This window comes from Brachyspira pilosicoli P43/6/78 (genome assembly GCF_000325665.1).
GTDB lineage: Bacteria > Spirochaetota > Brachyspiria > Brachyspirales > Brachyspiraceae > Brachyspira > Brachyspira pilosicoli.
This window is the reverse complement of sequence record NC_019908.1, coordinates 119,170-134,887: the sequence shown is the minus strand read 5'-3', so window position 1 is coordinate 134,887 and position 15,718 is coordinate 119,170. Positions and strand designations below refer to the sequence as shown.

The 15,718-nt window shown below is 26.7% G+C and carries 10 protein-coding genes and 1 pseudogene; 3 read left to right on the top strand and 8 right to left on the bottom strand.

From position 1 onward, the window contains the following. Nucleotides 1-118: 118 nt before the first annotated feature. The 8 genes and pseudogenes from mazG to BPP43_RS00565 all read right to left on the bottom strand — a co-directional run bounded on the left by mazG (nt 119) and on the right by BPP43_RS00565 (nt 9,551). Nucleotides 119-823, bottom strand: coding sequence for a nucleoside triphosphate pyrophosphohydrolase (mazG, locus tag BPP43_RS00600; protein WP_015273858.1), 705 nt, complete (start codon nt 821-823; stop codon nt 119-121). After that, a complete protein-coding gene (locus BPP43_RS00595; protein ID WP_013243436.1) occupies nt 820-1,305 on the bottom strand; it encodes a hypothetical protein in 486 nt (161 codons plus the stop codon). Before BPP43_RS00595 ends, mazG begins: the two co-directional genes overlap by 4 nt. A gap of 89 nt (nt 1,306-1,394) precedes the next feature. After that, nucleotides 1,395-2,027: a bifunctional 4-hydroxy-2-oxoglutarate aldolase/2-dehydro-3-deoxy-phosphogluconate aldolase gene (locus tag BPP43_RS00590; protein WP_015273857.1), complete on the bottom strand. Its 633-nt coding sequence runs from the start codon at nt 2,025-2,027 to the stop codon at nt 1,395-1,397. A gap of 99 nt (nt 2,028-2,126) precedes the next feature. Continuing rightward, nucleotides 2,127-3,533 carry a glucuronate isomerase gene (gene uxaC, locus BPP43_RS00585; RefSeq protein WP_015273856.1) on the bottom strand — a complete coding sequence of 469 codons (1,407 nt, stop codon included), beginning with the start codon at nt 3,531-3,533 and terminating at the stop codon, nt 2,127-2,129. Between the two features lie 83 nt (nt 3,534-3,616). Beyond that, entirely contained in the window at nt 3,617-4,684 is a 1,068-nt protein-coding gene (uxuA, locus tag BPP43_RS00580) for a mannonate dehydratase (RefSeq protein WP_015273855.1), read from the bottom strand. A gap of 78 nt (nt 4,685-4,762) precedes the next feature. After that, nucleotides 4,763-6,331: a mannitol dehydrogenase family protein gene (locus BPP43_RS00575; protein ID WP_015273854.1), complete on the bottom strand. Its 1,569-nt coding sequence runs from the start codon at nt 6,329-6,331 to the stop codon at nt 4,763-4,765. 258 nt (nt 6,332-6,589) lie between these two features. Further along, nucleotides 6,590-8,204 (bottom strand): annotated as a pseudogene (locus BPP43_RS00570) (peptide ABC transporter substrate-binding protein). 117 nt (nt 8,205-8,321) lie between these two features. Beyond that, the gene (locus BPP43_RS00565) at nt 8,322-9,551 is read right to left on the bottom strand and encodes an NAD(P)-dependent alcohol dehydrogenase (RefSeq protein WP_015273852.1); all 1,230 of its coding nucleotides are present in this window, start codon (nt 9,549-9,551) and stop codon (nt 8,322-8,324) included. A 287-nt stretch (nt 9,552-9,838) separates the two neighbouring features. Between BPP43_RS00565 and BPP43_RS00560 the strand changes: the two genes are divergently transcribed. From BPP43_RS00560 to BPP43_RS00550, 3 genes are all read left to right on the top strand, one after another. Beyond that, nucleotides 9,839-11,416, top strand: coding sequence for a peptide ABC transporter substrate-binding protein (locus tag BPP43_RS00560; protein WP_015273851.1), 1,578 nt, complete (start codon nt 9,839-9,841; stop codon nt 11,414-11,416). A gap of 443 nt (nt 11,417-11,859) precedes the next feature. Next, nucleotides 11,860-13,710, top strand: coding sequence for a tetratricopeptide repeat protein (locus BPP43_RS00555; protein ID WP_015273850.1), 1,851 nt, complete (start codon nt 11,860-11,862; stop codon nt 13,708-13,710). Nucleotides 13,711-13,847: 137 nt separating this feature from the next. Further along, entirely contained in the window at nt 13,848-14,906 is a 1,059-nt protein-coding gene (locus BPP43_RS00550) for a tetratricopeptide repeat protein (protein ID WP_015273849.1), read from the top strand. Nucleotides 14,907-15,718 lie beyond the last annotated feature (812 nt).

Here is a 15,718-nt window from a genome sequence, read left to right as displayed (position 1 = left end):
ATAATTTAATATTGTCAAAGAAGTAAATAAATATTTTTACTAACTATTCTTTTTTTCTATAGCCTTATATTCATTCCAAAGATTATCCATCTCTTCTAAGCTCATGTCCTCTAAGCTTTTATTCATTTTTTTTTGACATTTCTTCTATATATTGAAATCTTCTTTTAAACTTTTCATTTACTCTTAATAATGAATTAACAGGATTGATTTTATTCATACGGGCAAAATCTAAAACAGTCATTATTAAATCGCCTATTTCTTCTTCCAAATGCTCTTTATCTTTTTCGTTATAAGCCTCTTTAACTTCTATAAGCTCTTCTTCTATCTTATCTAAAGAGTCATCTATATTCTCATACTCAAAACCAACGCTAGCAGCTTTTTTCATTAACTTGTATGATTTCTCCATTATAGGCAAAGATTTTGGTATTCCGTCTAATATACTTTTATTATTATTTTTCTTCTCTTCTTTTTTTATCTCTTCCCACTGTTTTAATATGCCATTAACATCTTTTACTTTGCTATCCCCAAATACATGCGGGTGTCTTCTTATAAGTTTTTCATTAATATTCTTACAAACATCATCTATATTAAATTTATTTTCATCATTAGCAAGCTCAGAAAAAAATACAACATGTAGCAAAATATCTCCAAGCTCTTCTTTTATATTCTCATAATCCTTATTATTAATAGCCTCAACTACCTCGTAAGCCTCTTCTAAAAAACAAGGTATTAAACTATCAAATGTCTGTACCCTATCCCAAGCACAACCATTCTCCCCGCGAAGCTTTTTTACTATAGATATTAACTCTTCAAAAGATTTCATTTATTTGTTTCTCTCTTTAATCTTCTATAATAGTTTATTCTTTTAGGCTCTAATATGGCATTATATATAATAGCATTTTTTATATCCAAAGAAGTAAGCATATGATTAACATGTTTTTTATTGTTAACTACATTATTGAATACTGGACTTTCTTCCATAATTTTAGACTTTTGAGACTCTATTTCTCTTATCCTAGAAGCATATCTATTTTGCTCTTCTAATATTTCATTATTAGTTTCATACTCATCATCATAAAAGTCATCTTCTTCATCTTCATTTATATTTTTTAATTCACTTATGCTTTTTCTAAGATTTCTATATATTTCATCATCACTATTATAAGACTTTCTATTATTTGTAGCAGCCTTTTTATTTATAGCTTTGCCTCTATTAACCTTCTTTGAATTGCCTTTCGCTGCCTTTTGTATTAGGCTAACTATAAGCCAAATTATACCTATTATTATATATAAAATTAATTCCATAAAACATTCCTTAATAAAAGTTATTATATTAAGTTAATATAATAATGTCAATATTGGTTTAATGTTTGAAAGCAATTAAAAATAAATAATTAATTTTGAAGTTCTTTTATTAATTTATTAGCCTCTTCAAATCTTCTTTTTATTTCTTTCCAATTTTTCTCTTCTATTAGATTCCTTGGACAAAGCCAAGTACCTCCGCATGCAAATACATATTCATTTTGCAAATATTCTTTTACATTATCAATATTAACTCCGCCTAAAGGCATAAATTTAACACCTGTATGCTTGTAAACAGGAGCGATGCTTTTTATCCAATTAATCCCACCATAAAGAGCAGCATGAAAAAACTTTATATATTTATACCCATAAGCTAAACATTGCTCAACTTCAGAAGGAGTAGCAGCACCAGGTATATAATAATAATTTTTATTTTTAGCATATTCAAGCATTGCAGGCTGAAAACCAGGACTTATTATTATATTTGTGCCTAAATCAACTACTCTCTTAACTTGTTCTATATTTAAAACTGTAGCAGCAGACCTTTGAATATTTGGATAATCTTTAGCTAATATTTCTAATGCTTTATATCCGTATTCTGTTCTTAAAGTTAATTCTATAGAAGGAAGAAACTCCAAACAAAGTTCTGCTATTTTTCTTGTCTCATCTTCATTTTCTACAACTACTACTGGTATTATTTTAGTTTGTATATATTTCTCTAACATAGAAATTCCATAAAATTATTTTTATTATTATTTATAAAAATTGTATTTACATATTATTAATATTTTTGTTTAATATTATAGTAATTTAATCTATCATATTTAACTGTTAAAGTAAATATTGGCATTATTAAAGCATATATTCTCTACAATACTTCCTAAATATTTAATATCATTAGGCACTTCTCCATTCTCTGCCCACTCCCCTATAATATCACACAATATCCTTCTAAAATATTCATGTCTTGAATATGATAAAAAACTTCTTGAATCTGTAAGCATTCCAATAAATAAACCTAATGAAGCAGTATTAGCAAGAGTTTTAATTTGCTCTTTAATTCCATCTTTATTGTCTAAAAACCACCAAGCAGAACCAAGCTGCATTTTACCTTTTATGCCGCCATCTTGAAAAGAGCCCATAAGAGTTGAAAGAGGATAATAATCTTTTTTGTTTAAACTATAAAAAATTATCTTTGGAAGTCCTCCGTCATTATTTGCTGTTGTTAATAACAATGATAATTTCTCTATAATATTAGAATCTCCTATAGAATCATATCCAGTATCAGCACCTAATTTTTTAAACATTACTTCATTACTGTTTCTCATTGCAGAAATATGTATTTGCATAACTAAATTTGATTCTCTATATTTTTTTATTAGTTTTATGAGAATATATGTTTTGTATTTTTCTATTTCTTCATGAGATAATATTTCTTTATTCATAGCTTTTTTAAAAATACTATCAATATTTTTTTCATCATCTAAATTAAAAGGTACTACAGATAATGAACAATCACTTGACACACAGCCTAAACTTTTAAAATAATCTATTCTATTATATAAAGCTTCAACTAATGATTTTATATTTATAATATTTATTTTACTTGCCTCTTCTAGCTTTTTTATATAATCACTAAAATCAGACATTTCTATATTTATAGCTTTATCCGGTCTAAAAGATGGTACTACTTTTGTATCAATCTTTCCTATTTTTGATTTACCTTCATTAATTAATTTATGATATTCTAAATTATCTATTGGATCATCGGTTGTGCCTATTGTATGAACTCTAAATTTTTTAAGAATATCTTTAACAGTCATACTCTCTAATTTTTCATTTGCTTTTTTCCATATTAAATCAGCATTATCTTCGTTAATAATTTCATAAATATCAAAATACATCTGAAGCTCCAAATGACTCCAATGATAGAGAGGATTACCTATTAAGTTAGATAATGTTTTAACCCAAGCAATAAACTTATCATAATCATCTCCATTACCTGTAATAAACTTTTCATCTATACCATTAGCCCTCATCATTCTCCATTTATAATGGTCATTGTAAAGCCAAATCTCTGTTAGATTATTAAATTTTTTATTTTCAAAAATTTCTTTCGGATTAAGATGACAATGATAATCAAATATAGGAGTTTGGCAAGCATAATTATAAAAAAGAGTTTTTGCAGTTTCGCTTCCCAATAAAAAATCTTCACCCATAAAAGTTTTCATAATATTATCCTATTCTTATAATGCTATAGTATAATCAAATAAATGCAATATATAAATAATAATAAAAAGAATATATTATTAAATTACTTATTCATTTTATCTATTGCTTCCCATAAACCTTGTAAATAAACAGCACCCAATGCTCTGTCATAAAGCCCATAACCAGGCATAGACACTTCGTCCCAAATAGCTCTTCCATGGTCTGGTCTAAATGGTCCTTCAAAACCTATATCATAAAATGCTTTCATAATAGCAAACATATCCATTGAGCCGTCGCTTGATAAGTGTGCCGCTTCTTGGAATTTACCTGGTGCTGTATGTTCTAAGTTTCTTACATGAGCAAAGAATATTTTGTCTTTTAAGCTTCTTATTATATCAGGTATGTCATTTTTAGGATTAGAGCCTAAAGAGCCCGCACATAATGTAACTCCATTACAAGAGCTATTAACACTATTAACCATTCTTAAAATATTTTCTTTATTAACTATTATTCTAGGAAGTCCAAATACAGGCCAAGCAGGGTCATCTGGGTGTATAGCCATTTTTATATTATATTTCTCACATGTAGGCATTACAGCACTTAAGAAATATTTTAAGTTTTCAAATAACTTTTCATCATCAACATTTTTATACATTTCAAAAAGCTCTTTTAATCTGCTCAACCTTTCAGGCTCCCAGCCGGGAAGTACAAATCCATTAGAATTAGAATCAATTTGTTCAAACATTTTCTCTGGGTCTATTTTTTCTATTATTTCTTGGTCATAAGATAATACAGTAGAGCCATCAGGGCGAACTTTTGCTAAATCGCTTCTAGTCCAGTCAAATACAGGCATAAAATTATAGCATACTAAATTAATTTCATTTTTACCTAAAACTTCTAATGTTTTTATATAATTTTCTATATATTTATCTCTGCTAGGAAGCCCTATTTTTATATCATCATGTATATTTACACTCTCTATACCATATATTTTAAGTCCTGCATCTTCTACTTCTTTTTTTATATTTTTTACTTCTTCATCTCTCCAAACCTCTCCTACTTTACTTCCATATAATGTTGTTATAACGCCTTTTACTCCAGGTATTTGCCTAATTTGTTTTAAAGTTACAGAATCAAAACTACTTCCAAACCATCTTAAAGTCATTATCATAATGAATAATTCTCCTTAAATTATTTTATATATTTTTCTAAACATTCTTTTACAGCATTTTCTTTACTTATCATCTCACTAAAATAACTTTCTATTTTTTTTCCTTAAATTTATCTTTTCATCATATAAATCAACAGCAAATATAATCTTATTAGAAAGTATAGGCTTTAAATTATTTCCAATAGTTTCTTTATATTTGAACTTGATGTTTTTTATATGTTTTTGTAATTCTTCAAGCATAGGGTCTGGACTTATTTCCATAGGTTTTCCATTATCATCAATACCCACTAAATACCTAAGCCAAGCTGCTATAGTTAAAGGTATGCCTACTAAAGAAGAAATGTCAAGTCCATTTTTAACATAAGATTTTAATGTCTCTCCATATCTTATAGGTATTTTTTGAGAAGTGTCTGTTGCTATTCTTTTTGGGGAATCTGGTATATAAGGATTTACCAAACGCTCTTCAATTACTTCTTTTATAAAATCTTTAGGGTTCAAAATTTTAGGGTCAGCAACTACTTTCATGCCTTCATCATAACCTATTTTTTCAACTAATTTTTTTAATGAAGGATTTCTCATCTCTTCATAAATAAAATTATAATTTAGTAAACAGCCAAATATTGCTAAAGCTGTATGAAGCGGATTTAAACAAGTTGTAACTTTCATTTTCTCTACAGTTTGAACTGTTATTCTGTCTGTTACATATACATTAGCTTTTTCAAACTTTGGTCTTCCATTTGGAAATAAATCCTCTACAACTAAATATCCAACACTTTCAGCATTTACAAAAGGAGCCATGTTGTTATGACCAACTTTAAATAATGACATTTCTTCAAGTCCTATATACTCTAATTTTTTTTCTATAATCTCAGAAGGTCTTGGAGTAATTTTATCAACCATGCTTAATGGGAAAGAAACCTTTTTGCTATCTTCAATATATTCTACAAAGCCATTATCAGCATAACCTCTTTTTACCCATTCTCTAGATATTTCAACAATAGAGGATTTTAATTTATCTCCATTATTTGAACAGTTATCTACACTAAGCATAGCTATAGGAAAGGCACCGTTTTTATATCTTTCTAAAAGCATAGTAGCAATAATACTCATAATATTTTTTGCTTTTTTTGGCTCATTATCAATATCTTCTTCTACTATGCTAGTATAATTACCATTTAAGTCTTTTATTGAATAACCTTTTTCTGTAATAGTAAAACTCACTATTTGAAGAGAGCTTGATATAAATATTTTTTTTAATGCATCATAATTATTAATAAAATCAGCATGTAATATATCAGTTATACTTCCTATTATTTTTTTATCTATATCACCATTGCTTTTAATAGAAGCTAAAAGAGTAAGATTATCAAAAGGCTTATAAACTTTATTAATCATATCATAATCATCATCTCTTCCAAAAGCATGAGTATCTACTGCTATTATACCAGTATCTATTATACTATCATTTAAGAGTGTATCAGCTACTGCTGCTATAAAACCTCTAAATATATTTCCAGCTCCAAAATGAATCCATGTAGGTTTTTTAGCTGTATTTTTTCTAATATCATTTATATTATATTTAGGAACTTCTATATTAGCATTTTCCCAAAAATTTTTATCATTCAAATTTTCTATATTGAGTTTCATAACATATCCAAAAGTTTTAATAAAATAAATAATATTATAATTTATAAATTTTGATATTTATTGCAACTATAATTTTTTATATTTAATAATAAATAATTGAATCTATTTTTATAAAAACTATAAATAAAATTAATAATTCTTTATATATCTTTTTATTATATACAATACTAGTATACAAAAGTTTAAAAATAAAAAGGCTGAATAAGATAATAACTAAACATCTTACTCAACCTTGAGTATTTTTAAATATACTAATAATTAATTTTCTATATAAGCATAGCTAAATTTATGTTTTGCCAAATTATCATATACAACACCTTTCAACTTAGGACTAACTAAAGTAGGTGTAGCATAATAATATAATGGTATTATAACATCATTATCCATAAATATTTTTTCAGCTTTATGCATAGCGTCCATTCTGATATTCTGATCTATTGTATTCATAGCAGTTTGAAGTAAATTATCATATTCTTTATTTGTAAATAGAGCATGGTTTTGAGGACTATAACTTAAAAACATACCCAAGAATGTCATAGCATCATTATAATCAGCAGTCCAACCGCTTCTTCCCATAACATAATTTTTATCAGTATATAATGTTTGTAAAAATACAGCCCATTCTTGCTGACTTACAGAAGTATCTATTCCTAAATGTTCTTTCCACATTTGCTGAACAGCTTCAAATGTAGGAATTTCTCTATTGGAATCAACTAAAAATTGAAGTACAGGGAAACCTTCTCCATTAGTATATCCAGCTTCTTCCATTAACTTTTTAGCTTCTTCTATATTTTTTTGATAATCTTCAGGCTTAACACTTATATAATCACCGCCTACTTCTCTGAAATCTCCATTAACATCAGGAGCTCCAAAAGGCACAAATGCACCAGCAGGCACACCAGCTTTTACTATATTATCAACTATATAATTTCTGTCTATAGCTAATGATAAAGCCTTTCTCACTCTTCCATCTTTTAAAACTTCATTAGTATGGTTTACAGCATAATAATATGTTCCAAGACGTTTAACCATTTGAAGTAATCCTTCTGCCTTTAGAGTATCTATATCCTGAGCAGGTACTCTGTCAGAAAAATGTAGAGAACCTTCTTTTATACCAGCAACTGAAGCTGTAGGATTATCCATTAAAACAAATGTAATTTTTTCTGGAACTAAATTCTCATAATCCCAATAATTAGTATTTTTTACCATTATTATATTATTATCTATATTGCGTTCTATCATTACATAAGAACCATTTCCTATATAGCTTTCCGGATTAATAGTCCAAGTGTCCCCATACTTTTCTATAATATCCTCGCGAATAGGATAGAATGTAGGAAATGCTGTTAACTCTAAAAAGTATGCAGTAGGTTTTTCTAATGTTACCTCTAAAGTATAATCATCAATAGCCCTTATTCCTAAAGTATCCAATTCCATTTTACTAGCATTAATAGCCATAGCATTTTTTACAGGCTCAAATTGATAACTATATTCGCTTGCTGTTTTAGGGTCTACAGCTCTCTTCCAAGAATATACAAAATCTTTAGATGTTAATGGAGTTCCGTCAGACCATTTTCCATTAGTTCTTAAATGGAATGTATATGTAAGTCCGTCTTCGCTTATATCCCAGCTTTCAGCAGCTCCGCCTACTAATACACCTTCTTTGTTTCTTGTTGTAAGTCCTTCAAATGCATGTATTATGTAAACTGAAGCATCTGATGCTATGTTTAATGTAGGGTCTATAGTTTTAGGCTCTGGACCTACATTTATAAATAAACCTTCACCTTGATTTTTTATTTTTTGATGAACAAAATGTTATTATCAAGCCTATTGATAATAAAAAAATAAAAAATAAACGCATAATATTTTTCATAAATCAATACCCTTTTTGTTTTTTATAAATAATTAAAAAATATATTATATCATCAATTATTAAAAATCAATTAATTAATAAAAAATTATTGTGAATGCTATTTATAAAATAATAATTTTATTTCATAGTACGCATATCTATCACATATCTAAACTTAACTTTTCCATCTATCACTTTTCTGTATGCTTCTGATATAGTTTTAGCATCTGCCTTTATTATTTCAACAGTAGGATAAATATTATTTTCTATAGAATAGTTGAGCATTTCCTGAGTTTCTTTTATTCCGCCTATAAGTGAACCGAATAGTTTTTTACTGCCATGCTGACCTACCATCGCTATTAGTGTAGGCATTTTTGATGTGCGAGGAAGACCTAATATACACATAGTACCTCCCCTCTTAAGCATACGCATATACATATTAACATCATAATATGCAGGAATTGTGCTTATCACATAATTAAGAGTATTGTTAATATTTTTTAAATCTTCTGGATTATTTACATTAACATATTTTACAGCTCCCATATTTAAAGCATCTTGTCTTTTATCTTCTGTAATGTCAAATACAGTAACTTCTGCCCCTAATTTAACAGCATATTTTACAGCCATAGAGCCAAGCCCTCCAAAACCTGCAATGCCAATTTTTTCTCCTTTTTGTACATTCATTGCCTTTATTGGTGAGTATGTGGTAATGCCTGCACAAAGAAGAGGAGCAATTTTATCAAGCTCTGCATTGTCTGGTATGAGTATTGCAAAATCTTCGGATACTACTATATTGTCAGAATAACCTCCTTGAGTAATTTCATTATTATGGAATCTGTCTCTTGAGCCATAAGTATAAACTGCTCTATTTAAACAATATTGTTCTAAATTATCTAAACAGCTTTCACACTCTCCGCAAGAGTTTACCATACAACCTACACCGGCAAAATCACCAACTTTGAATTTTGTTACAGAACTTCCAACCTGTACAACTCTTCCAGCTATCTCATGCCCTACCACCAAAGGAGTATTGCTTGACTTTCCTTCAACCATATGTATATCGCTATGGCATATTCCTGCATAAAGTATTTCTATTAATACATCATTGCTTCCTACTGCATGCCTTGTAAATTCATGATATTTAAAATCCATATTAGCCGAAACTGCAGCGAATCCTCTTGATTTTACTCTTCCATTTGCATTGGTTTGTATGTTAATAGGAGCTTTTTTAAACTCCTGATTATACATTGCATTAGAGGAATTATTTTGATTATTAAATACATTATTATTTTGCGTTTGTGCATTTGAAGAATTATTACATGATATAACATATAATAGCACAATTATTAATAGAGCTTTTTTCATTTTGTAATCTCCATTTTTATATTTTTTATTATATTATATCATTAAAGTAAACTCTAGGGTCAATATTTTTTTTCTAATCTTATTTAATCTATATTACTTAAATCTTAATTAATTAGATAACTGCAACACATTTCAGCAATATTTTTTATAAAACAAAAAATATTTCTTACTTCTTATAATAACACTATTGACAGTAAGATATATGTGTTCTATAATTCTTTACTATAAATAATAATGTTTTAGGAGTATTAAAATGTATAAACGATTTTTAATATTGTTTTTTTCCAATGATTATATTTGTCGTTTTATCTTGCGGCGGCGGAAAAAGTAATTTAGACAATAAAACTATTGTTATTAATGCTGGTCCTCAGCCAAAAACAATAGACCCTGGGTTAAATACTGCATTAGATGCTTGCTATTATGTAATACATGCATTTGAAGGTTTAACTACAAAATCTAAAGAAGGAAAGATTGTAGGAGGCGTTGCTAAGAATTGGGAAATACTTGATGATGGTAGTAGATATATATTTCATTTAAGAACAAATGCTAAATGGAGTGATGGTAAAGCAGTAGTTGCTGATGATTTTGTTTATGCTTGGAGAAGAGTTGTAGACCCAGCTGTTGGAAGCCAATACAGTTTTCAACATGAGCCTGTAAAAAATGCTAAAGCAATAACAGCAGGAGAAATGCCTGTTGATAGTTTGGGAATAAAAGCTATAGATGATTATACTTTAGAAGTTACATTGGAAGCACCTACTGCATACTTTTTAGACCTTGTAGCATTTACAACTTTTTATCCTGTAAGAAAAGATATAATAGAAAAATATGGTGATAGTTGGAGTTTAAATGTTGAAAGTTATATAGGAAATGGTCCTTTTGTAACTACTGAAATTAATCAAGATGAAAGCATAATAATGGTAAAAAATACAAATTATTGGGCTTTCAATGATGTTGTACCTGAGAAATTAAAATTTGTTCTTATGCAAAATGAGACTGCTTCTGTTGCCGGCATCAAAGAAGGTTCTATAGATTTTTCTAGAATATTACCAACTCAGGATATACCAACATTAAAAGAAGAAGGATTATTACAAATAAAACCAATGCTTGCTTCATATTTTTATTGTTTAAATACTACTAATGAAGTATTAAAAGATATTAGAGTTCGTAAGGCATTGGCTCTTGCTATAGACAGAAATTATATAGTAGAACAAGTAACTAAAGGCGGAGAGACTCCTGCTAATGCTTTTGTTCCTTATGGTATAAATGATGCTGATGGAAGTTTTAGAGAAAATGGCGGCGGATATTTCGATATAAGTCAAGAAGGATATAAGAAAAATGTAGAAGAGGCTAAGAAATTAATGGCTGAAGCAGGATATCCTAATGGCGAAGGCTTCCCTGTATTTGAGTTTAAGGCTGACCCTGGTTTTCATATATCTATATTTGAAGCGGTGCAGCAGATGTGGAAAGAAAATTTAGGAATAGATACAAAAATAGTACAGGAAGAATGGGCTGTATTTTTACAAACTAGATATGATAAAAACTTAACTATGTGCCGCGGTGGTTGGTTTGGAGACTTTAATGACCCTATCAACTTCTTATCATTATACACAAGCTACTCTCCAAATAATTATAGCTCATATAGTAACGCTCAATATGATGCTTATATACAAACAGCACTTACTACTGGAGATCAGAAAGTTAGAATGGAAGCTATGCATAAGGCTGAGGAATTATTAGTAAATAGTTTTGCTATAATACCTATGTATTTTTACACTGAACCTTTGCTTGTTAATCCTAAATTAAAAGATGTTTATTATGATGCTTTATCTATGCATAAATTTACTTATGCCTCTAAAGAGCAATAATTAAAAATCATGATTAATATAAAAGAGCATTGATAAAATATATTTATCTTTGCTCTTTTTTGTATTTATTATTTTATTATTTTAATAAAAGAACTTACCGCACGTTAAGCAGAATTAAAAACATAAATTTATTTTGAATGTTAAGTTTAATTATATATTAAATTTAGTTTACCGTGCGTTAATTAAGCTACAAAGTTAAATAAAATTTGGGTGGGTGTGCTTTTTTTAATTAAATAAAAAATATAAATTAAGTTAAAATATTAAAATAGATTATAATCTCTATAGGGCGGGGTTTCTATAGAAATTTCTAATGTTTTAAAAAATTATTTTGACAAACTTAAAAATTTTTAGTATATGCAATTTAATTTGACATAGTGTTAAATTATTTTTTATTATAATATAATAATTTATATAAAATTAATAAAGTATGATAGGAATAAAAAATGCCAAAAATATCTAATTATCTTTTTAGTAAACATATAGAAAAATGCAAAATATCATTAGAAGCTTTTGAAGAAAGAGAAGTTCCAGATTTAAAAGATGATTTTAAAAAAGAAGCAGAAAAAATTCTATATGAGGCAAATAATTTTTTAAATAATATTGATGCATTTAATTATTCTGATTTTGATGATTTCAACATCAAGGCAGAAAAATTTAATGATAAATTAAACAGAATACTTGAAACATTCTATATAAAAGAGCCTGATGAACTTTATACTTATAACAGGTTTATTGAGTATTTTCATTATGATAAAACTATGTTTAATGATGAAAATGATGAAATTGATATTAATGATTTAGACACTTTAGATGAATATTTCGATTGTAACACTAATGGAGTTGCTCTAAACAATATGAGAGAATATAGAGATGCTATAGATTATTATAGTAAAGCTATAGATTTGATTGATTATTATGCATTAGCTTATTATAACCGTGGACTTGCTAGAAGCAATTTAGGATTTTTTAAAAAAGCTATAAAGGATTATGACAAAGCAATAGAATTAAGTAAAAATTATAAGGACGCTTATTATAACAGAGGGTTTGCTAAAAATAATGCTGGCTTACACAAAGAAGCTATTGAAGATTATAATAAAGTTATAGAGTTGGACCCTAATAATATAGATGCATATAATAATAGAGGAGTTTCCAAAAATTATTTAGAGCTTTTTGATGAGGCTATAAAAGATTTTAATAAGATTTTAGAGTTAGAGCCTAATAATTATTGTGCCTATAGCAACAGAGGCAATTCTAAAAATGATTTGGGGCTTTATAAAGAGGCTATTGAAGATTATAACAAAGCTATAGAAATTAATCCAAATTATTCAGATGCCTATTATAATAGAGGAAATTCAAAAAAAGAGTTAGGTTTATTTAAAGAAGCTATAGAAGATTATGATAATGCTATAAAATGGGAACCTAACAATATAAATACTTATCTTAATAGAGGAAATGCTAAATACGATTTAGAATTATATGAAGAAGCTATAAAAGATTATGACAAAATTATAAAATTGGATACTAATTATGTAGATGCTTATTATAACAGGGCAAATGCAAAAAGAGAGCTTGGTTTATATAAGGAATCTATAAAAGATTATGATAAAGCTATATATTTAAATCCTAATTATAGTGATGCATATAATAATAGAGGGCTTGCTAAAAGCGATTTAGGAATGTATGAAGAAGCAATCAAAGATTATGAAGAATCGATAGATTTATGTGCGGATAATCCAGAAGCATATTATAATATAGGAAGTGCTAAATATGATTTGGATCTTTTAAAAGAATCAATTAAATATTATGATAAGGCTATAGAATTAAGACCAACTTACAGTGAAGCATATAATAACAGAGGACTTTCTAAAAATGATTTAGGTCTTTATAAAGAGGCTTTAAAAGATTATGATAAATCTATAGAGTTAAACCCAGATGACAGCAATACTTATAATAATAGAGGGCTTACTAAATATAGTTTAGGATTGTATAAAGAAGCTATAAAAGACTATACTAAGGCTATAAAATTGACTCCTGATTATACCAATGCTTACGGAAACAGAGGAAGTGCTAAAGATGAATTAGGACAGTATAAAGAAGCTATTGAAGATTATGATAAAGCTATAGAATTAGAACCGAATACAGCTTATTTATATAATGATAGAGGCTGGGTTAAGAAAAATGCGGGGCTATATAAAGAAGCTTTGAAAGATTATAAAAAAGCTTTAGAATTAGATCCTAATAATGAATATGCAAAGAGTAATATTGCAAATCTTAAAAAAGAACGCGGTTTATAATATATTGTTTTTTATTAAAAACATAAAAACTAGTTTTTTGAAAAACTTAAAAATTTTCAGTATATACTATGACATAATTGTATCATATACAAAATTATAACTTATATATTAATAATAAATAGTTATAGGAGTTAAAAATGGCAACAATGACTAATTTTCTATTCGGACAACATTTAAAAGAATCTAAAAATAAATTAGAGAATTTGCAAAAAGAATTAAATAAATGTGTAGATGAATTTAATAATTTTTTAAATAATATTGATGCAGAAAATTATTCTGATTTTGATGATTTCAATGACAGAGCAAAAGCTTTTAATGAAGAATTAAATAAAATAATGTCAGATAAAAAACATTTTATAGTCAGTTTTACAAATATAGTTGACAATAATAAAGAAGTTGATATTGATCGTTTAAACAATCTTACTGATTATCATGATTATAATTCTAAAGGTATTTATAAAAGTGCTAATGGAGAATATGCAGAAGCTATAAAATATTATGATGAAGCTATAAAGTTAAACCCTAATATGGCAGATGCTTATTATAACAAAGCTATTGCCAAAACTAAACTTGGACTTTTAAAAGAAGCTATAGAAGAATATGATAAGGCTATAGAGTTAAGAGCTGATTATACATATGCTTATTATAATAGAGGACTTCTTAAAAGTGATTTAGGACTTTTAGAAGAAGCTATTAAAGATTTTGATAAAGCTTTATCAATAGATCCTAATTTATTTGATGCTTATAATAATAAAGGATTATTAGAAGATGAGTTGGGATTTTCTAAAGAAGCTATAAAAGATTTTAACAAAGCTATAAAATTAAATCCTAATTATGCTCTTGCATATAATAATAGGGGAATTGCCAAAGATAATTTAGGACTTTATGAAGAAGCTATTAAAGATTATAATAAAGCTATAAAATTAAATCCTAATTATGCTTTTGCATATAATAATAGGGGAAATGCTAAAGATAATTTGGGACTTTATGAAGAAGCTATAGAAGATTTTGATAAGGCTATAAAATTAAATCCTGATTATGTAGATGCTTATAATAACAGAGGCTTTACTAAGGAAAATTTAGGTCTTTATGAAGAGGCTTTAAAAGATTATAAAAAAGCTTTAGAATTAGATCCTAGCAATGAATGTGCCAGAGAAAATGTAAAACGTACTAAAGAAGAACATGGCTTGAAATAAAATTAGCTTTATTGGAATTATAAACTAAAAATTTTTTAATTTATAATTTTTTTGTTCAACTTTTCTCGTGGCAAAAGCTGCAAAAGTACTTATTAATTTTTTATTATAATCTATGTTACAATTTGAGTATTTTTATAGGAAACTGTATTATAAATAATAGCATCGAAGAATTATTGAATAAAGATAAATAAGCATTTTAAGATATAGAGTATAAAAAATCTATTTAATATATTGATAAAATTATATTTTATAATGGTAATTCTTATTATATATACATTGTAATTTTTGTATTAGTATAGTACATTTTTTTTACAAACAAATAAAAACTAATTATATTTCATATTTTTTATATATTTATGAATTATAATTAGTTTTTATTATAGTTATTTAATATATATTATTACTATGGATAAGTTAATAAATATCATAGTAACATTGATGACCACTAATAATTTAAAACCATTTCATAAAATACTAATTATGCTATTTATAATATTATTATCTATATTTTTAGTATTAATATTAGATAGTACTTTTTATTTTTCAAAATATATTAATAATAGGAATAAATTAGAAAATCTAGAAAAAGATTGATTTATTATTAAAAAATGATAATATTGATTATAATGATAAAAAATATTTAGTAGAATTAAAAAACTCTATAATAAATGATTACAATTTAATTGATGATATATATACTAATTTAAATGAAATTAGGAATAAATTTTTTAATTCTGATAAAAAATATGATAATAATATAATTTTTAATTTATTATCCCATTCTTGGCCTATAATATTAATAAATATTATTA